This is a genomic window from Rhizobium sp. SVR5-2C (assembly GCF_056755115.1).
On record NZ_JBNDHT010000026.1, the window covers coordinates 1 to 18805 of the forward strand.

14 protein-coding genes are annotated in these 18805 nt (G+C 61.5%); 5 read left to right on the forward strand and 9 right to left on the reverse strand.

What is annotated here, in order from left to right:
- A partial coding sequence (locus ACPYOI_RS10000; protein ID WP_481422841.1) for a UDP-glucose dehydrogenase family protein occupies window positions 1–824 on the forward strand: 824 nt, incomplete at its 5' end.
- Window positions 825–827: 3 nt separating this feature from the next.
- Window positions 828–1844, forward strand: coding sequence for an NAD-dependent epimerase (locus tag ACPYOI_RS10005; protein ID WP_481420179.1), 1017 nt, complete (start codon window positions 828–830; stop codon window positions 1842–1844).
- Between the two features lie 3 nt (window positions 1845–1847).
- Here ACPYOI_RS10005 and ACPYOI_RS10010 read toward each other — a convergent pair whose 3' ends face one another.
- The 5 genes from ACPYOI_RS10010 to ACPYOI_RS10030 all read right to left on the reverse strand — a co-directional run bounded on the left by ACPYOI_RS10010 (window position 1848) and on the right by ACPYOI_RS10030 (window position 11179).
- The gene (locus ACPYOI_RS10010) at window positions 1848–3632 is read right to left on the reverse strand and encodes a putative bifunctional diguanylate cyclase/phosphodiesterase (RefSeq protein ID WP_481422842.1); all 1785 of its coding nucleotides are present in this window, start codon (window positions 3630–3632) and stop codon (window positions 1848–1850) included.
- A gap of 125 nt (window positions 3633–3757) precedes the next feature.
- Window positions 3758–5542: an IlvD/Edd family dehydratase gene (locus ACPYOI_RS10015; protein ID WP_481422843.1), complete on the reverse strand. Its 1785-nt coding sequence runs from the start codon at window positions 5540–5542 to the stop codon at window positions 3758–3760.
- 138 nt (window positions 5543–5680) lie between these two features.
- Window positions 5681–8878, reverse strand: a complete 3198-nt coding sequence (locus ACPYOI_RS10020) for an efflux RND transporter permease subunit (RefSeq protein WP_481417424.1) — start codon at window positions 8876–8878, stop codon at window positions 5681–5683.
- A gap of 255 nt (window positions 8879–9133) precedes the next feature.
- Complete coding sequence (locus ACPYOI_RS10025) at window positions 9134–10321, reverse strand: efflux RND transporter periplasmic adaptor subunit (RefSeq protein ID WP_481417425.1); 1188 nt, start codon at window positions 10319–10321, stop codon at window positions 9134–9136.
- A gap of 45 nt (window positions 10322–10366) precedes the next feature.
- Window positions 10367–11179: an alpha/beta hydrolase fold domain-containing protein gene (locus ACPYOI_RS10030; protein WP_481417460.1), complete on the reverse strand. Its 813-nt coding sequence runs from the start codon at window positions 11177–11179 to the stop codon at window positions 10367–10369.
- Window positions 11180–11333: 154 nt separating this feature from the next.
- Here ACPYOI_RS10030 and ACPYOI_RS10035 point away from each other — a divergent pair, with 154 nt between their 5' ends.
- Window positions 11334–12245: a LysR family transcriptional regulator gene (locus ACPYOI_RS10035; protein ID WP_168832465.1), complete on the forward strand. Its 912-nt coding sequence runs from the start codon at window positions 11334–11336 to the stop codon at window positions 12243–12245.
- Between the two features lie 235 nt (window positions 12246–12480).
- Here ACPYOI_RS10035 and ACPYOI_RS10040 read toward each other — a convergent pair whose 3' ends face one another.
- Window positions 12481–13383, reverse strand: coding sequence for an SDR family oxidoreductase (locus ACPYOI_RS10040; protein WP_481422844.1), 903 nt, complete (start codon window positions 13381–13383; stop codon window positions 12481–12483).
- A 79-nt stretch (window positions 13384–13462) separates the two neighbouring features.
- Window positions 13463–14203 carry an SDR family oxidoreductase gene (locus ACPYOI_RS10045; RefSeq protein WP_481417427.1) on the reverse strand — a complete coding sequence of 247 codons (741 nt, stop codon included), beginning with the start codon at window positions 14201–14203 and terminating at the stop codon, window positions 13463–13465.
- Window positions 14204–14325: 122 nt separating this feature from the next.
- On the opposite strand from ACPYOI_RS10045, the gene ACPYOI_RS10050 reads away from it, so the two are divergent.
- Together ACPYOI_RS10050 and ACPYOI_RS10055 are read left to right on the forward strand one after the other, a co-directional pair.
- On the forward strand, window positions 14326–15228 hold the full coding sequence (locus tag ACPYOI_RS10050; RefSeq protein ID WP_481417428.1) for a LysR family transcriptional regulator: 903 nt from the start codon (window positions 14326–14328) through the stop codon (window positions 15226–15228).
- A gap of 50 nt (window positions 15229–15278) precedes the next feature.
- Window positions 15279–15866, forward strand: a complete 588-nt coding sequence (locus ACPYOI_RS10055) for a DNA-3-methyladenine glycosylase (RefSeq protein WP_481417429.1) — start codon at window positions 15279–15281, stop codon at window positions 15864–15866.
- A gap of 60 nt (window positions 15867–15926) precedes the next feature.
- On the opposite strand, the gene ACPYOI_RS10060 is transcribed toward ACPYOI_RS10055, so the two are convergent.
- The gene (locus tag ACPYOI_RS10060) at window positions 15927–17474 is read right to left on the reverse strand and encodes a DHA2 family efflux MFS transporter permease subunit (RefSeq protein WP_481417430.1); all 1548 of its coding nucleotides are present in this window, start codon (window positions 17472–17474) and stop codon (window positions 15927–15929) included.
- Window positions 17467–18693, reverse strand: a complete 1227-nt coding sequence (locus ACPYOI_RS10065; RefSeq protein ID WP_481417431.1) for an HlyD family secretion protein — start codon at window positions 18691–18693, stop codon at window positions 17467–17469. Before ACPYOI_RS10065 ends, ACPYOI_RS10060 begins: the two co-directional genes overlap by 8 nt.
- Window positions 18694–18805 lie beyond the last annotated feature (112 nt).

Consider the following 18805-nt stretch of genomic DNA (forward strand, 5'->3'; position numbering starts at 1 on the left):
CGGACCGCATCGTCATCGGCACGGAAGACCCGCGCGCGACGGAAGTCATGCGCGAAGTCTACCGGCCGCTCTATCTCAATGAAGCACCGCTTTATTTCTGCGAGCGCCGTACGTCGGAGCTGATCAAATACGCCGCTAACGCCTTCCTCGCCATGAAGATCACCTTCATCAACGAGATCGCCGACCTTTGCGAACAGATCGGTGCGGACGTGCAGAAGGTTGCCAAGGGCATCGGCATGGACAAGCGCATCGGCGACAAGTTCCTGCATGCCGGTCCCGGCTACGGCGGCTCGTGCTTTCCGAAGGACACGCTTGCGCTCGTCAAGACCGCTCAGGACTACGACAGCCCGATGCGCCTGATCGAAACCACCGTCGCGATCAACGACAACCGCAAGCGGGCTATGGGCCGCAAGGTCATCGCCGCTTGCGACGGCAGCGTCCGCGGCAAGAAGATCGCCGTCCTCGGCCTGACCTTCAAGCCGAACACCGATGACATGCGCGATGCGCCGTCGATCACCATCGTTCAAGCCTTGCTCGACGGTGGGGCCACGGTTCATGCCTATGATCCGGAAGGCATGGAAGCCGCCAAGGAAATGCTCGGTCCGGTCACCTATGGCAAGGATCCATACGAGATCGCTGAAAGCGCCGACGCGATCGTGATCGTTACGGAATGGGATGAATTCCGCGCCCTCGACTTCAAGCGCCTGAAGACGACGATGAAGAACCCTGTCGTCGTGGATCTGCGCAATATCTATCCCGTCGGCGAAATCACCCGTCATGGCTTCAGCTACTTCGCCGTCGGGAAGAAGACCGAGAAGAGATAGAGAATGCACTATTTCATAACAGGCACCGCAGGCTTCATCGGCTTTCACCTTGCGCGGCGCCTGTTGCAGGACGGGCATCGCGTCACCGGTTTCGACGGCCTGACGCCCTATTACAATGTCAAGCTGAAGCACATGCGGCACGCAGCTCTGGCGCAGTTCCCCGCCTTCAAGCCGGTCATCGCCATGCTTGAAGATCAAAAGGCCCTCGCGGATGCGGTCAGCGCGGCAAAGCCGGATATCCTGATCCACCTCGCCGCCCAGGCCGGGGTTCGTTACAGCCTCGAAAATCCGCGTGCCTATCTCAGCTCGAATGTCGAAGGCTCGTGGAACATCCTTGAGCTTTCAGAGCGCCACAAGGTACAGCATCTGATGCTGGCCTCGACATCGTCGATCTATGGTGCGAATCCGTCCGTTCCCTTCCGCGAGACGGATAGGGCCGATGAGCCTTTGACCATCTATGCCGCGACGAAGAAGTCGATGGAACTGATGGCGCACAGCTACGCGCATCTCTACAACGTGCCGACCACCGCCTTCCGCTTCTTCACGGTCTATGGTCCCTGGGGCCGCCCGGACATGGCGCTCTTCAAGTTCGTGAAGAGTATGCTGGAGGATCAGCCGATCGAAATCTACGGTGAAGGCAAGATGAGCCGCGATTTCACCTATATCGACGACCTCGTGGAAGCGATCGTCCGGCTTTCCGGCGTTGCGCCCTCGGAGGAGAACCGCGTTGCCGACGAGAAGGTCGAGACGTTGTCGCATCAGGCACCGTTCCGCATCGTCAACATCGGCGGCGGTCAGCCTGTCAGCCTGATGGACTTCGTCGAGACGGTCGAAAAGGCGCTCGCGAAGCCGGCGCAGCGCAAGATGCTGCCGATGCAGAAGGGCGATGTGCCGCGCACCTTCGCCAGCCCGGACCTACTTGCCGCCCTGACCGGTTACAAGCCGGACACGACGCTGGAAACCGGCGTCAGAGCCTTTGTGGAATGGTATCTGGAAGCCCGCCGCGAGCTGGAGCCGTAATCGCTAGAGTCGTCCTGCCGCGCCTGGTTTGACCTCGATCCGGCTCGCCGGCGAAATAAGCTGGTCGATCTCCACCGCAGAAACCGGAGAGCCGAGCGCAAAGCCTTGGAGCGTGTCGCAGCCAAGCCGGGCCAATGCTTCAGCATGCCCCTCGGTCTCGACGCCCTCCGCGATCACGCCGACATTGAGCGCCTTCGCAATGTCGATGATCGAACTGACGATTCGGTACTGCTCCTCGGATTCGACGACATCGATCACCAGCTGGCGGTCGAGCTTCAGCCGCTTCGGGCGCAGCCGCGCCAGACCGATCAGCGAGGCATGCCCCGAACCGAAATCATCGATCTCGATGTCGATGCCCATCTGCTTGATTTGATCGATGTTGCGCAGCAATCTGTCGTCGGGGTCATCGAGAAAAATCGTCTCCACCAGCTCGAAAGCAAATTGCCCGGGAGGAATTTCCATTGCCCGAAGGCTATCCAGTAGCGTCGGGTCGAAGAGCCGCGGGCCGGAGATATTCACCGCTATACGTGGAACAACCGCCCCCCGGCGCAGCCAGTATTTGCGATCTTCCAGAGCCCTTTTCAGGATTGCGGCATCGATATCGGCCAAAAGGTCACTTCCAGCCGCAACATTCATGAATACGGCGGGTGATAGCAGGCCTTTTTCCGGGTGAAGCCAGCGGGCAAGCGCTTCAAGACCTGAAATCTCACGCGTCTTGGCGTCGAACTGCATCTGGTAGTAAGGAATGATCTCGCCGCGCTCCAGCCCGCGCTTTAACTCCTCGGCGAGGTGGCGTTTGCTCAGCAAGTCATCCTGCAGCTGCCGGGAAAAGAATTCTATGCGGTTCAACCCGGATTTCTTGGCCTGATAAAGCGCCAGATCGGATTCCGCGAACAGATTACGCGTTCGCCGGCCAGCACTCCATGATACGCCGACCGTGGCGCCAGATTGCAGCAATTCGTGACCGAAGCGTATCTTCTTGCGCAGGCGCTGCTGGACATCCGCCGCAATGCGCCTGAGCGCTTCGACCGTTCCGAAATTCCACAGCAGGATCACGAACTCGTCGCCGCCGACGCGCGCAGCCATGCTATTTGCTGGGATGGCGGCGGTGATCCGCAGTGCTGCCGCACGCAGCACGCCGTCGCCAGCCGCATGACCATAGCTGTCATTGATCTGCCTGAACTGATCGAGATCAAGATGAAGGACCGCGAGCGTCGAGATCGACTTGTCGGCCTGCAGGGCAGCGAGCCGGTTATCAAACAGGCGCCGGTTGGGCAGCCCGGTCAGGTAGTCGTGCTCGGATGCATATTCGATGCGCGCATTGCTTTCTTCGAGCGCCCTTGCGCGCGCTTCAGCAACCTGCCGCTGACGCTCCACCTCGGCATTCAGCAGCACGTCAGCCGTGACGTCCCATTCGGCGCCGATGAAGGAGGGAGTGCCCTCCTCGCTGACGTAAAAATGGCCGCGCGAACGCAAATGCCGGATTTCACCATTCGGCAAAATGATGCGGAATTCGGAATTGTAAGGACCGCGCCGGGCAACCGCCTCGTCGAACTCATCCACTGCCCGCCGTAGGTCTTCCGGATGAATGGCGTCCATCCAGAGTGATGCCGGAATGACCCGCATGCTCAGGCCGGTCTGGTAGAGCCGGTGCATCTGCGCGTCCCAGAAAATCTCATTGGTGCGCACATTATGGTCCCAAACGCCGATCTGCGACGCGTCGAGCGCGAGCTCGAGGCGCCTCAGGAGATCCTGGAATTCTTGCTCCGACCGGGTCGTTTTCGTCATAGGCAGTCGGTCTCAGCCTTAAAGCAGATGCGATGACTTATAGTACCGTCTCAAACCCACATTAACGAATATACTTTGGGACTATCGAATTGGTTATAGGGTGCCCAATTCCTTAACGCTTGCGTCTAATGATTGTGGCGCGGTGGAAATTTTGCAATCCCCCTAAATTCCGGTGCTCCCTCAAGAACCGCACCTTCAGAAAGCTGATTGACCGACCGGCGGTAGATACGCTGCCATGGTGTGGCGTCCGGCGGCACCGGTGGAATGCCATCCCCTTTCCGGCGTTCGATCTCGGCCACATCGACCAGCATGTCGCAACGGCCCTGATTGAAATCGATGCGGATGATATCACCGGTACGAAGCCACGCGAGACCCCCGCCGGCCGCGCTCTCCGGCGAGGCATTGAGGATCGAGGGGCTGTCCGCAGTCCCGGACTGTCGGCCATCGCCGATCGTCGGAAGGCTGCGGATACCGCGTTTCAGGAGACGATCCGGCGGCTGCATGTTCACGACCTCGGCTGATCCCGGCCAGCCGATCGGGCCTGCCCCGCGGATGACGAGGATAGTGTTCTCGTCGATGTCGAGCGCCGGATCGTTGATCCGCTTGTGGTAGTCCTCAGAGCCGTCGAACACGACCGCCTTGCCCTGGAATATGCCTTCGTGGCCGGGTTCTTGCAGGTAGCGCTTGCGAAAATCCTCCGAGACCACACTCATCTTCATGATCGCGAAATCGAAGAGATTGCCCTTGAGCACGAGGAAACCCGCCCGCTCCTTCAGTGGCTCGTTGAACGGCCGGATGACTTCGCGGTCGCGTGCCTCCCTGCCTTCCAGGTTCTCGGCCATCGTCCTGCCGGTCACCGTCCGACAGTTCCCGTCGAGCTTTCCGGCTTGCAGCAGTTCCCACATGATCGCCGGCGTGCCGCCCGCGCGATGATAGCGCTCGCCGAGATAGGCGCCGGCCGGTTGGACATTCGCAAGCAGCGGGATATCGAAGCCGTGGACCTGCCAGTCGTCGGGATGAAGCTCGACGCCGGCATGCTTTGCCATCGCCGCCAGATGCGGTTGCGCATTGGTGGAGCCGCCGATTGCCGAATTGGTGCGGATGGCGTTGAGGAAGGCTTCGCGCGTCAGGATATCCGACGGCTTCAGATCTTCGAAAACGATCTCGACGGCGCGTCGTCCGGTGCGATAGGCCATCTGGCCGCGCTCGCGATAGGCGGCGGGGATATTGCCGCAGCCTGTCAGCGACAGGCCGAGCGCCTCCGCAAGGGCGTTCATCGTCGACGCCGTGCCCATCGTATTGCAATGACCAACAGACGGTGCGGAATCGAGCGCCGTCTGCAGAAACTCCTCCTCGTCGATCTCGCCCGCCGCGAGCCTGCGCCGCGACCGCCAGATCGCCATGCCGGAGCCCGCCAGCTCGCCTTCATGCCAGCCGTCGAGCATCGGCCCGCCGGAAAGAACGATGGCCGGGATATCGACGGTCGAGGCGGCCATGATCGCCGAAGGCGTGGTCTTGTCGCAGCCGGTCGTTAGCACGACGCCATCGAGCGGATAGCCGTAGAGAATTTCGACAAGGCCGAGATAGGCGAGATTGCGGTCGAGCGCCGCCGTTGGCCGCTTGCAGTTTTCGAAGATCGGATGTGTCGGAAACTCGATCGGAATGCCACCCGCATCCCGAATCCCGTCGCGCACGCGTTTGGCGAGCTCGATATGCACTCTGTTGCAGGGGGTCAGGTCGCTGCCGCTCTGGGCGATGCCAATGATCGGCTTGCCGGAGCGCAGCTCCTCCGGTGTGATGCCGTAGTTCATGAAGCGCTCGAGGTAGAGAGCCGTCATGTCTATATGGTCCGGATTGTCGAACCAGTCCTGCGAACGCAGGCGACGTTTCGGCGTTTCATTGTCGGTCATTCCTTCCTCCCGAGCGAGGGATTGCTCCCTGCATGCGATGTACGTTCGTCAAAAAACATAGACAGATGACGCCTGCGCGCAAATGAAAAAGGCGGGACCGATGTCCCGCCTTCGTTTTTTTGCTCGTCGAGCTCCCGCTTATTCGGCGGCGACCCGGACATGCTCTTCTTCATCCCGAGGATGATTGTCGTTGTGCTGGATCAGCGGACGGTTGCCCGTCATCCTGCGCAAGAGCACGTAGAAGACCGGCGTCATGAAGATGCCGAAGAAGGTCACGCCGATCATGCCCGAGAAGACGGCGACACCCATGGCGGCGCGCATTTCCGAACCGGCACCCGTCGAGGTGACGAGCGGCACCACGCCCATGATGAAGGCCATGGAGGTCATCAGGATCGGGCGCAGGCGCAGGCGGCTTGCCTCGATTGCGGCCTGGACCGGCGTCCTGCCCTCGAATTCGAGCTCGCGGGCGAATTCCACGATCAGGATCGCGTTCTTCGCCGAGAGGCCGACAAGGACCACGAAGCCGATCTGGGTGAAGATGTTGTTGTCTCCACCCGTGAGCCAGACACCGGTCAGTGCGGCCAGCAGGCTCATCGGCACGATCATGATGATCGCCAGCGGCAGGGTCAGGCTCTCATACTGGGCAGCCAGCACGAGGAAGACGAGCAGTAGGGCGAGCGGGAAGACGACGACGCTCGAATTGCCGGCAAGGATCTGCTGATAGGTCAGATCCGTCCATTCGAAGTCGATGCCCGGAGGCAGCGTCTCCTTCAGGATCTTCTCGATTGCCGCCTGCGCCTGGCCGGACGAGAAGCCCGGTGCCGGACCGCCGTTGATATCGGCCGCGAGGAAGCCGTTGTAGCGGTTCGCACGCTCCGGACCGGTGCTCGGCTCCACCTTCAGCAGCGCCGAAAGCGGGATCATCTGGCCCGATGCCGAGCGGACCTTCAACTGGCCGATATCTTCCGGCTGTGCCCGGAACTTGGCATCGGCCTGGACGCGGACGCTGTAGGTGCGGCCGAAGGCGTTGAAGTCGTTGACGTAAAGCGAGCCGAGATAGATCTGCAGCGTCTGGAAGACGTCGGTGACGGAGACCCCGAGCTGCTCGGCCTTGGCGCGGTCGAGATCGGCATAGAGCTGCGGCACGTTGACCTGGAAGCTGGAGAACAGACCGGCAAGCTCAGGCGTCTGGTAGGCCTTGCCGAGCACTGCCTTGGTCGCCTCGTCGAGCGCTTGGTTGCCGAGACCCGCACGATCCTCGATCTGCAGCTTGAATCCACCCGTCGTGCCGAGACCGTTGACCGGCGGTGGCGGGAACATGGCGATGAAGGCATCCTGGATGGCGCCGAACTTCTGGTTCAGTGCCATGGCGATCGCGCCGCCCGAAAGGTCCGGCGTCTTGCGCTCGTCGAAGTCCTTCAGCGTCACGAAGACGATGCCGGCATTCGAGGAGTTGGTGAAGCCATTGATCGACAGGCCCGGGAAGGCGATCGCATGGTCAACACCCGGCTGCTTCAGGGCGATATCGGTCATGCGCTTGATGACGTCTTCGGTGCGGTCGAGGCTTGCGGCATCCGGCAGCTGTGCGAAGCCGATCAGATACTGCTTGTCCTGCGACGGCACGAAGCCGCCCGGAACCGTGGTGAACAGGCTGTAAGTCGTTCCCACCAGGGCAAGATAGACCACCATGACGATGCTCTTGCGCGACAGGAGACCGCCCACGCCCTTGCCGTAGTAGCTGGAACCGACACCGAAGGCGCGGTTGAAGCCGCGGAAGAACCAGCCGAAGATCGCGTCCATGAACCGCGTCAGCCAGTCCTTCGGTGCGTGATGCCCCTTCAGAAGAAGAGCGGCAAGCGCCGGGGAGAGCGTCAGCGAGTTGAAGGCAGAAATTACGGTCGAAATCGCGATCGTCAGCGCGAACTGGCGGTAGAACTGACCCGACAGGCCGGAGATGAAGGCGAGCGGCACGAAGACCGCGACCAGCACCAGCGCGATCGCGATGATTGGGCCGGACACTTCCTTCATGGCCTTATAGGTGGCCTGGCGCGGACTAAGCCCGTTCTCGATATTGCGTTCGACGTTTTCAACGACAACGATCGCATCGTCGACGACGATACCGATCGCCAGCACCAGCCCGAAGAGGCTGAGCGCGTTGATCGAGAAGCCCAGGACATACATGACCGCGAACGTACCGATGATCGATACCGGAACGGCGATCAGCGGAATGATCGAGGCACGCCATGTCTGCAGGAAGAGGATGACGACGAGAACGACGAGCGCGATAGCCTCGAGCAGCGTATCGATGACCTTTTCGATCGAGGCGCGGACGAACTTCGTCGTATCGTAGACGATTTCGTACTTGACGCCATCAGGCATCGCCTGCTGCAGCGTGTCCATGGTGGCGCGCACGTTGTCTGCGATCTCGATCGCGTTCGAACCCGGCGCCTGAAGGACGGCGACGGCGACGGCCGGCTTGCCGTCGAGCAGTGAACGCAGGCTATAGTCGGCGGCACCAAGTTCGATGCGGGCAACGTCGCGAAGGCGGGTGATTTCACCGTTGGCGCCTGTCTTGACGATGATGTTGCCGAATTCCTCAGGTGTGCGCAGACGTCCCTGGGCATTGACGTTGAGCTGCAGGTCGACGCCCGTCGGGCTCGGCGACGCGCCAATGATGCCGGCGGCGGCCTGCACGTTCTGGGAATTGATCGCATTGCTGATGTCGCTGGCGGCAAGATTGTGCTCGGCGGCCTTCTGCGGATCGATCCAGACGCGCATCGAATAGTCGCCGGCGCCGAAGACCTGCACCTGGCCCACACCCGGGATGCGGGCAAGCCGGTCCTTGACGTTCAGGGTCGCGTAGTTGCGCAGGTAGGTGATGTCATGATTGTCTCCATCCGAGACGAGGTTCACGACCATGATGAAGTCGGGCGAGCTCTTGACCGTGGTGATGCCGAGCGCGCGCACCTCCGCCGGAAGACGCGGCTCGGCCTGCGAAACACGGTTCTGCACGAGCTGCTGCGCCTTGTCCGGATCGGTGCCGAGCTGGAAGGTCACGGTGACGTTAAGAGCGCCGTCGGAGGTCGCCTGGCTGGACATGTAGAGCATGCCCTCGACGCCATTGATCTGCTCTTCGAGCGGCGTCGCCACCGTTTCGGCGATGACGGACGGGTTGGCGCCGGGATAGGTGGCGTGCACGACGACGGAAGGCGGCACGACTTCCGGATATTCCGAAATCGGCAGCGCCCTGAGGCCGATCAGGCCGGCGACGACGATGAGGACCGAAAGAACACCGGCAAACACCGGGCGGTCGACAAAGAATCTGGAGATGTTCATATCAAAGCCCTCTCCGGGGTGAACATGGAAATAAGGTCCCTCTCCGGCGGCATGGGAGGCCGCCGGCGGGTGGTATATTTTGGATTGCGGCCCATCCCCTTCTCCCCAGCGGGGAGAAGATGTCCGTCAGGACAGATGAGGGGGTGAGCGACGAAGGAGCGAACGGCTGAGCGAAAGCGAGGCCGTCCCGGCCGCACCCGCCGCCTCATCCGGCCCTTCGGGCCACCTTCTCCCCGTGGGGGAGAAGGGAATTTTTCAGTTGGTCGCGACCTTCTCTTCCATCTGGGGCGCCACGACTGCGCCCGGACGGATACGCTGCAGCCCGTTGACGACGATCTTCTCGCCGGCAGTGAGGCCGCCTTCGATCACCCGCTGGCCGTCGAACAGCGAGCCGAGCTGGATCTGCCGGTAGCTGACCTTGTTCTCGCCATCGACGACGAAGACGAACTTCTTGTCCTGATCAGTGCCGACCGCGCGGTCGTTGATGACGATCTTGTTCTCGGATTTCGGCTGCCCCATGCGGACCCGTACGAACTGGCCGGGGATCAGCTTGCCGCCGGGATTGTCGAAGACGGCGCGGACCGCAATGGTGCCGCTTGCCGCATCGACTTCGTTGTCGACGAGCTGCAGCTTGCCCTTGATCGGCGTGCCGTCATCGGCAAGCGTGCCGACTTCAACCGGGATCCGTTCGACGGCCGGCAGCGCGGCGTCGGTTGCCGGAAGCTCCGAAAGCGCCTTCGTCACCATTTCTTCGCTTGCATTGAAGCTCGCATAGATCGGGTCGACGGAGACGAGCGTCGTCAGTTCCGGCGAGGCGGAGCCAGCAGCGACAAGGTTGCCGACGGTGACCTCGATCTTGCCGATGCGGCCGGAAACCGGGGCATGCACCTGCGTGTAGTCGAGGTCGAGCTGGGCGGATTGAAGGGCCGCCTGAGCCGAACGAAGGCCCGCTTGTGCCTCGGCAAGCGTGCTCTGACGCTGATCGAGGTCGCTCTGCGAGATCGTGCGGTTGTCGGAAAGCTTGCGGCCGCGGTCGAGTTCGGTCTGCGCCAGGCCGACCTTGGCTTCGGCCGAAGCGACCTGGCCCTGCGCCTGCGCGACTGCAGCCTCATACGGAGCCGGGTCGATGGTGAAAAGCAGATCGCCCGCCTTCACCAGCGCGCCTTCGCGGAAATGCACGGACTGGATGGCACCCGCAACGCGCGGGCGGACCTGAACGCGGTCTACCGCTTCCAGGCGGCCCGAAAAGTCTTCCCAGGCCGTCACGTCACGGCTCTGGACCACGGCAACGGTGACCGGCACAGCGGGAGCCTGCGCGGGTTCCGAAGCGGCGGTCGCAGCCGTGCTCATCGGCAATTCAAAAAAGATAGCGGCCGCCGAAACAGACGCAACAACACCTATGCCGGCGCCCACCAGGGCCCAGCGTTTCTTTCTGGACGTCATTGGTACTCTCCTTCCGGCCGCTACGGCCGGCAAAACAGGTTGTCTTCAATGCAATTGCTGCTGAACGCTTAACTCTCGGAGGAAACTTTCGAACTCGCGGCTGACGTTTTCCTGCCAATTCGAAGTGCCGTCCGTTTTCCCGCCATAAATCGAAGGCCAGCCTGCCCGGGCGGGGAGGATGTGCTGGCGAACTGCGACGCCGGCCGTTTTGAGGCGGGCGCCGTAACCGACGGTCTCATCGCGCAGAGGATCGTCCTCCGCCGTAAAAATGAGAGCCGGAGCAACACCGGCGATGCGCGAACAGAGACAGGGCGCGGCGTAGGGATGGCACCCGCCGCCGCTGAGATAATGGCTCCAGCCTTCCGTCCAGCGCTGACGCATGCCGATACCATCCGCTTTCCGGATGGAGGCCGTACCCATGAACGGATCAAGAAGCGGGGAAATGAGTATCTGGCCATCGAGCGCATCGGCATAATGATCGCGCGCCTTCAGCGCTACACCGGCCGCAATATTGCCGCCAGCCTCTTCGCCGGCGACCAGAAGCAGCGAATTGCGATCGCCGATGCCCGAGGCGCGCTTGTTGGCAAGATAGGAAAAGAGGGAATAGCCGACTTCGAGCGGCTTCGGAAAGACGTTGCCGAGCGGCGCATTGTAATCAGGGATCGCAACGATCGCGCCGGCTTTCGCCATGCTCTCGGCAACAGCACTTTCCTTGATGCCAGATTGCAGGAAGGCACCGCCGTGGAAGAACAGAACGATCGGCGCCCCCTTGCCAAACTCGGCGCCCTGATAGACGCGTGCGGAAACGGGGCCAGTGGCCACCTTCTCCAGCACTATGTCTTTCACCTGCATCGCCATCGTTCCGGCTTTCATTTGGTCGGCGCAAACAGCTATGGCTTGCCAATCTACCAAAAAACATATTGTTATTCACATCGCGGAATAAGAAGGTCTATTACGATTACACTGTTCCGATTTTCGAATAATATCGCAGTGCACACTGTGGAGATCTCCAATGGACCAACTCTCGGCAATGCGCGCGTTCATACGCGTCGTGGAGACGGGCAACTTTACGCGAGCGGCCGAGACGCTCTCAATGCCCAAGGCGACAATCACCAATCTCATTCAGGGCTTGGAGGCGCATCTGCACACCAAGCTGCTCAACCGGACGACGCGACGCGTCATGGTCACGACAGACGGCGCGCTTTATTACGAACGCGCCTCTCAGATCGTCTCCGAGCTCGAAGAACTCGACGGCAGCCTTTCCAACTCGCAGAGCCTTCCGAGCGGCCGCTTACGCGTTGAAATGGCAGGTGCTTTTGCCGATACCATTGTTGTTCCGGCGCTCTGCGATTTCTACGAGAAATATCCTGAAATCCGCATCGATCTGGGCGTCAGCGACCGCAACGTCGACTACCTTGCAGAGAATGTCGACTGTGCCCTTCGCGGCGGTACGCCAGCCGATCAATCTCTGATCGCAAGGCGCGTCTCGGAGGTCGAAATGATAACCTGCGCTGCCCCGCGCTATATCGAAAAGTTCGGCATCCCGGGCCGGCCCGAGGAACTGGAAGCCGACCACTATTCGGTCAGCTATTTCCGCGCTCAAACCAACCGCGCCTTTCCCTTCGAGTTTCGCAAGGGCAACGAAGAGCTCGAAGTCAATCCGCGCTGCATCGTCGCCGTCAATGACAGCCGGACGTACGTGACGGCTGTCCTGAATGGTCTCGGTATTGCACAGATTCCACGCTTCATGATCGGCGACGCCCTTGCCAAGGGCGAGCTGGTGCCAGTCTTGCCCGAGTGGAGCCGCGAGCCGCTGCCGCTCTACGTCGTCTATCCGCCGAACCGGCACTTGAGCAACAAGGTGCGCGTTTTCGTCGACTGGCTGGTGAAGCTGCTTGCCGACGCGAAGCTCAACGAGCCCTGAAGACGGAAGCGGCCCGGAAGGCAGGGAAACCTTCGACGGGCCGCGATCGGATCAACTTTGAATTTCGAGGTCCACCGCGTCACCAGGGGAAATGGCCCGGCGGACCTTGGAGGTGGGCGGCAGGACGGAGACTTCCCGTCGCCCCTTGCCGAATAGAGATACGCCCTAATGCGAACTTTGTAAGGCGTTTGATTCTCATAGCAGTGTTCGCAAAAATGCAACAATCAAGCCCGCATCAGTCGATCACCGAGGGCTTCAGCAGGTCCTCCAGACCGACGCGGTAGAAGAGTTCGGCCCTGACGCGATCGGCAACGCCGTTGACGATCTCGGCACCGTCCTGCGACGGATCAACGTGGACGCGGAACGGACGCTTGCCGAACGGCTTGCCGACGACGTCGACGATGGCGCGGGCAACCTCTTCAGGATCGGCATCGGCAGGCTCAAGTGCTGCCAGCCCCTGCAGCGCCTTGTCCGAAACGCCCTGGTAAGGACCTTCCAGATATTCGGCAGCGCGTCCGGTATCGGCCGGAGAGCCGGAATGCGCGAAGTGGTTCGTGCCCTTGGTGAAGGCGCCGGGAACGATGATCGAGGTCTCGATGCCCCAGCGGGTCAGTTCGCTGGCATAGGAGACGGCCAGCGAGTCCATCGCGGCCTTGGCTGCGAAATACGGCGCGAGAAAGGGCGGCGTGCCGCCGCGGGTGCTGGAGGACGAGACCCAGACAATCAGGCCCCTACCCTGCTTGCGCAGCTGCGGCAGGGCCGCGCGGTTGAGGCGCTGCGTGGAGAGCACGTTGATATCGAAGAGTTCCGCATATTGCTCCGGCGTAAAGGCCTCGGCCGGGCCGAAGGACATATGACCGGCATTGTGGACGATGACGTCGAGGTGGCCGTTTTCGGCAACGATCTTTTCGACCGCCTGCTCGATCGAGACATTATCGGTGACATCCAGCTCTATGCTGCGCAGATCGGCGTTGTTTTCCTTAGCGAACGCTGCCGCATCGGCAACGGCCTTGGCATTGCGGCTTTGCGTGGCGCGGATGCCGGCATAAACGGTATGGCCTGCTTTTGCGAGGGCGCGTGCGGTCATCGCACCGAAGCCGCTCGATGCACCCGTGACGACGATAACTTGCTTGCTCATTGTGCTGCTCCTTCTTCAAATCAGATCGGTGAATATTCGGGGAGAAAGGGGAGACGGATGACCGCCTCCCGGCTGGACGTCAGATCATGCCGCCGTTGGCACGCAGCACTTGGCCGTTGATCCAGCTGCCGTCTGGACCGGCGAGGAAGGCGACCGCGGCGGCGATGTCTTCCGGCGTGCCGAGACGCTCCAGCGGGTTCATCTTCGCCATACGGCCGATCAGTTCCTCGGACTTGCCGCTGAGGAAGAGGTCTGTGGCGGTTGGGCCGGGGGCGATTGCGTTGACGGTGATATTCCGGCCGCGCATTTCCTTCGACATGATCGCCGTCAGCGTCTCCACGGCAGCCTTGGTAGCGGCATAGACGCCATAGGTCTCGAGCTTGAGGCCGACGACACTCGTCGAGAAATTGATGATCCGGCCACCATCACGAAGGCGCTTGGCGGCTTGGCGCAGCGTATTGAAGGTACCCTTCAGGTTGACGCTGATGTGACGGTCGAAATGGGCATCGTCCGCGTCGGCGATCGGCGAAAGCATCATGATGCCGGCATTGTTGACGAGCACATCCACGCCGCCAAACGCTGCTTCTGCGGCATCGAACATGCGGCGCACGGCTTCCGCGTCGCTGACGTCGGCTTTCGCCGTCAGAGCCTTGCCGCCGGACTGCTCGATCTTCCGAGCCAATTCTTCCGCGGGAGCGGCATTTCCGGAGTAGTTGATGACGACGGTAAAGCCGTCCTGGGCGAGACGCTCGGCGACAGCCGCCCCGATGCCGCGGGAAGCGCCGGTGACAAGAGCAACCTTATCGTTATTGTTAGCCATTTTCTTTCTCCTTCAGTCATTTGCGCCGCAGCGCGTTCCTATGAGAAGAAGATGCCCCTTTTCACTTTGCGGATAATCATGCATTCTTCGGCATCACTATGCGGAAATGACGAACAAATACGATGGACAGGTTCGATGCCATGCGGGTTTTCTCCCGCGTTGTGGAGAGGCGCAGCTTCACCCTTGCAGCCGAAGATATAGGATTGCCGCGCTCGACGGTAACCGACGCCGTGAAACAGCTGGAAGCCCGGCTTGGCGTTCGCCTGCTTCAGCGCACCACGCGCCATGTCAGCCCGACTCTCGACGGGGAAGCCTATTACCAGCGCTGCCTGTCGATCCTCGCCGACATCGAGGATGCCGAAGGCGCCTTTGCCGGCGCCAAGCCGAAAGGCACGCTTCGGGTGGACGTGCACGGCACGCTTGCCCGGCATTTCGTCCTGCCAAGCCTGCCGTCATTTCTGGAGACGTACCCGGATATCGAATTCTACATGAGCGAAGGCGACCGGCTGGTCGACCTGGTGCGCGAGGGCATCGATTGTGTGCTGCGGGTCGGCATTCCGCAGGATAGCGACATGATCGCAAGGCGTGTGGCCATGCTGGAGGAGATCACCCTCGCCTCGCCCGCTTATCTCGAGCGCCATGGCATTCCCGAACATCCGGACAAGCTGGACGGCCACCGCATGGTCGGCTTCCGTTCGACCGCGACCGGCGGCGTAATGCCACTGGAATTCCTGGTCGACGGCAGCATCCGCAATGTCACCCTGCCCGCGACGGTCACCGTCAACGCCGCCGAGAGCTTCATGTCGGCCGCCCGCCTCGGCCTGGGCTTGATACAGGTGCCGCGCTACCACGCCGAAAAGGACCTGGCCGCTGGCACCCTTATTCATGTGCTGCCGGATTTTCCGCTGACCGAAACGCCGGTTTCGCTCCTCTATCCACGCAACCGCCAGCTCTCGCCCCGTGTTCGCGTCTTCATAGACTGGCTGGTGAAAGTCTTCGCACAGCAGCCGCCAAGTTTCGGGTAGCGGCGCCCGGCACGCGGTGATATCGGCCGAAATCAGAGAACGGGATTTGAATGACGAACACGGGCGCCATCGGAAGCGGTCCTTTGACCGGCAATGAACTTCGAAGCTTCTTCGAGCGCGATGCGATCGCCGTCGCCCGCGATCTCATCGGATGCCATCTGCTCGTCAACGGTGCGGGCGGGCGGATCACCGAGACAGAGGCTTATTTCCCGCACGACGAGGCCTCGCACAGTTTCCGCGGCCCGACGAAACGGAACGGCGCAATGTTCGGCCCGCCGGGCAACGTCTATATCTACCGTATCTACGGCATGTACTGGTGCCTGAACTTCGTCTGCACGCCCGGCTCAGCCGTGTTGATCCGCGCCCTCGAACCAGAAAGCGGGATCGCTGCGATGACCGAGCGTCGCGGTACCGATGTTCTGACCCGGCTTTGCAGCGGCCCGGGCAAGCTCTGCCAGGCGCTCGGCATCGATATCGCACTCAACGATCGGCTGCTCGATCACCCGCCTTATTCCATCTCACCCTCCGCGCCGGTTCCGATCGTCGCGGGCACAAGGATCGGGATCACGAAAAATGCCGAAGCGCCGTGGCGCTTCGGCATTCAGGGTTCGCGGTATCTGAGCAAGCCGTTCCGCTAGAGCAATTCCGGAAACGTACCAAGCGGCCTTCCGTCCGGAATGGCGCGAACGCCCGGAACCTCATTCCATGACGGCGCTGTGATCGGATGGGGCGGCGGAAGCGGCCTTGGGCTTGCGCAGCAGCAGCACCAGCGGCATCACGGCCACGGACATCAGCATCAGGAGCTTGAAGTCGTCCATATAGGCGATGATCGTCGATTGCAGCGTGACGAGCTCATTGAGCGACGCCCGGCCTGCCGCGGTGAGCGGGCTGAGCGACTGTGCAGCGGCGGCATCGAAGGCCCGGTTGAACGGCGTGACATAGGCGGCGATCGACTCGTGATTGCTCTGGGTATTCTCGACGATCAGCGCCGAGACGATCGAAATGCCCACGCTGGAGCCGATGTTGCGGGACAGGTTGTAGAGGCCCGTACCATCGCCGCGCATATGCGCTGGCAGCGTCGAAAAGGCGATCGTCGTCAACGGCACGAAGAGGAAGCCGAGACCCGCACCCTGGATGAAGCCGACGGAAACGATCGTCCATTGCGAAACGTCCGGCGTCCAGCCCGTCATGTCATACATCGCCCATGCGGTCAGGCCGAGGCCCGCCAGAAGCAGCCAGCGGGTATCGACCTTGCCGATTAGGCGGCCAACGATGAACATGCAGAGCATGGTGCCGATGCCGCGCGGGCCCATGACGATCCCGGCGGTTGTCACCGGATAACCCATCAGCGTCTGCAGATAGGGCGTCATCAGCGCCAGCGAAGCGAGATAGGTGACGCCGACCACGAAGATGAACACCATGCTGACCGCAAAGTTCTGGTCGAGAAACAATCGTGGATTCACGAAGGATTTCTCGGCCGTCAGCGTATGCACCAAGAGCAGATAGAAGGCAGCCGCGCAGACGATCGCCTCGATCATGATTTCGCAGGACGAGAACCAGTCGAGCTGCTCGCCGCGATCGAGAAACAGCTGCAGCGCGGCGATGAAGAGGCTCATCATGCCGAAGCCGAACCAGTCGAGTTTCGCCAGAGCATCCCGCTTCGTTTCCGCCACGAAGATGACAATCCCGGCAAACGCCAGCGCACCGATCGGCACGTTTATGTAGAACACCCACCGCCAGCTGATGTTGTCCGTCAGCCAACCGCCGATGACCGGGCCCAGGACCGGCCCGACCATGACCGAGACGCCGAATAAGGCCATAGCCGAGCCGCGCTCCTCGACCGTATAGATGTCGAGGAGGATACCCTGAGAGAGTGGAACGAGAGCGGCGCCGAACAGGCCCTGCAACAGGCGGAACGCAACGATTTGGTTCAGCGATTGCGCCAGTCCGCAAAGGACCGATGCCACGACGAAGCCGACGATCGCCGTCAGCAGGACGTTCTTGCGGCCGAACTTGGCAGCCAGGAAGCCCGACGGCGGCGTCATGATGGCAGCCGCGACGATATAGGAGGTCAAAACCCAATTGATCTGGTCGGCACTCGCCGCAACGCTGCCCTGCACATAGGGCAGCGCCACGTTGGCGATGGTGGTGTCCAACGCCTGCATGATAACGGCGAGAATGACGCAGGCCGTGATCGCGCCGCGATTGGCAACGGGCGCGGCCGGAGATGCTGCAGCGTTACTCATGGTCCTTGCCGCCGGAACGGCCCAACAGATTATTGACGAAATCAGGCAGCCCACGGGCGTGGCCTGTATCGACATCGACGATCGTGCTCATGCCGACGCGCAGCGGCGGCTTACCGGCAGCATCCTCGATGCTGACGCGGATCGGAATGCGCTGGACGACCTTTACCCAGTTGCCGGTGGTGTTCTGCGCCGGCAGCAGCGAGAAGCTGGAACCGGATGCCGGACTGATGCTCTCGACCTGGCCCTTCCATTCAACGCCCGGATAGGTATCGACATAGATGGCCGCCTCCTGGCCCGGCTTCACATAGGTAAGCTCGGTCTCTTTCGGGCTTGCGGCGATCCACAGATGGTTGGTGGCGACCAGCGAGAAAGCCTGCTGGGAGGCCTGCAGGTACGAGCCAACCTGCAGCGCGTTGACGTTGGTGACGATGCCATCGAACGGTGCCTTGACGACGCTGTGGTCGAGTTCGCGCTGCGCATCGTCCACCTTCGACTTGGCCTCGAGATAGAGCGGGTTCTGCTCGACCGGTTGGCCGGCGTCGCCGCCGAGCTGGGCGAGCGTGGCCGCGGCTTGCGCTTTGGCGACGGCAACCTTCTGAAGCGCGGCATCGAGGTCGTGCTTTGCCTCGTCATAAGCCGAACGCGTCGCCGCGGAACTGTTAATGAGATTCTGCTGACGGGCGAACTGCGCCTGGTAATATGGGATGTCTGCCTCCGCCTGCGTGATTTCCGCGAGCGACTGCTGATAGCTGGCCTTCAGGTTTTCGATCTGGTTGCGCTGCGCGCCGAGCTGCGCCTTTGCGCCGTCGAGCGCGATCCGGAAGCTGTCAGGCTTCAGGCTGAAGAGCACCTGCCCCGCTTTGACGGCTTCGTTCTCGTGTACGTTGATCTGGTCGACGATGCCGGAAACGTCCGTCGTCAGGCCAACCATATCGGCCTGGATATAGGCGTTGTCGGTCGACATCACCTGTCCGCCGTTCACGTAGTAATAGCCGCCGACTACGAGGGCGACAGGCAGGAGCGCGAACAGCACGGGACGTGTGAGGCTGCGCCGACGGCGGACCTTGGTACCGTCGGGCGCAGCCACGGCGGCAACCGGCGCTGGATTGGATGAAGGCGCTTCGGCTACCGTTTCTTGGGTTTCGGAGATCTTCTTGTCTTCGGTGAGGTTCTTTGCACTGGCGTCACCAACGACGCGCAGGGAGGATTTGTCAGCCATGGTTCAGCTCATTCTCGGCGACCGGTGTCGGGCACGCCTGCACTAGGTTTGACTTCATGAGATAGGATGGGCACTCAAGATATGCCAGCTATTTATAAGCATACTTATGATC

What these genes read in the sequence shown, in the direction of transcription:
- ACPYOI_RS10055 (WP_481417429.1), top strand. Translation starts at nt 15,279, where the DNA reads ATGACGAACACGGGCGCCATCGGAAGCGGTCCTTTGACCGGCAATGAA.
- ACPYOI_RS10025 (WP_481417425.1), bottom strand. Translation starts at nt 10,321, where the DNA reads ATGACGTCCAGAAAGAAACGCTGGGCCCTGGTGGGCGCCGGCATAGGT.
- ACPYOI_RS10050 (WP_481417428.1), top strand. Translation starts at nt 14,326, where the DNA reads ATGGACAGGTTCGATGCCATGCGGGTTTTCTCCCGCGTTGTGGAGAGG.
- ACPYOI_RS10065 (WP_481417431.1), bottom strand. Translation starts at nt 18,693, where the DNA reads ATGGCTGACAAATCCTCCCTGCGCGTCGTTGGTGACGCCAGTGCAAAG.
- ACPYOI_RS10045 (WP_481417427.1), bottom strand. Translation starts at nt 14,203, where the DNA reads ATGGCTAACAATAACGATAAGGTTGCTCTTGTCACCGGCGCTTCCCGC.
- ACPYOI_RS10030 (WP_481417460.1), bottom strand. Translation starts at nt 11,179, where the DNA reads ATGGCGATGCAGGTGAAAGACATAGTGCTGGAGAAGGTGGCCACTGGC.
- ACPYOI_RS10010 (WP_481422842.1), bottom strand. Translation starts at nt 3,632, where the DNA reads ATGACGAAAACGACCCGGTCGGAGCAAGAATTCCAGGATCTCCTGAGG.
- ACPYOI_RS10040 (WP_481422844.1), bottom strand. Translation starts at nt 13,383, where the DNA reads ATGAGCAAGCAAGTTATCGTCGTCACGGGTGCATCGAGCGGCTTCGGT.
- ACPYOI_RS10005 (WP_481420179.1), top strand. Translation starts at nt 828, where the DNA reads ATGCACTATTTCATAACAGGCACCGCAGGCTTCATCGGCTTTCACCTT.
- ACPYOI_RS10020 (WP_481417424.1), bottom strand. Translation starts at nt 8,878, where the DNA reads ATGAACATCTCCAGATTCTTTGTCGACCGCCCGGTGTTTGCCGGTGTT.
- ACPYOI_RS10060 (WP_481417430.1), bottom strand. Translation starts at nt 17,474, where the DNA reads ATGAGTAACGCTGCAGCATCTCCGGCCGCGCCCGTTGCCAATCGCGGC.
- ACPYOI_RS10015 (WP_481422843.1), bottom strand. Translation starts at nt 5,542, where the DNA reads ATGACCGACAATGAAACGCCGAAACGTCGCCTGCGTTCGCAGGACTGG.
- ACPYOI_RS10035 (WP_168832465.1), top strand. Translation starts at nt 11,334, where the DNA reads ATGGACCAACTCTCGGCAATGCGCGCGTTCATACGCGTCGTGGAGACG.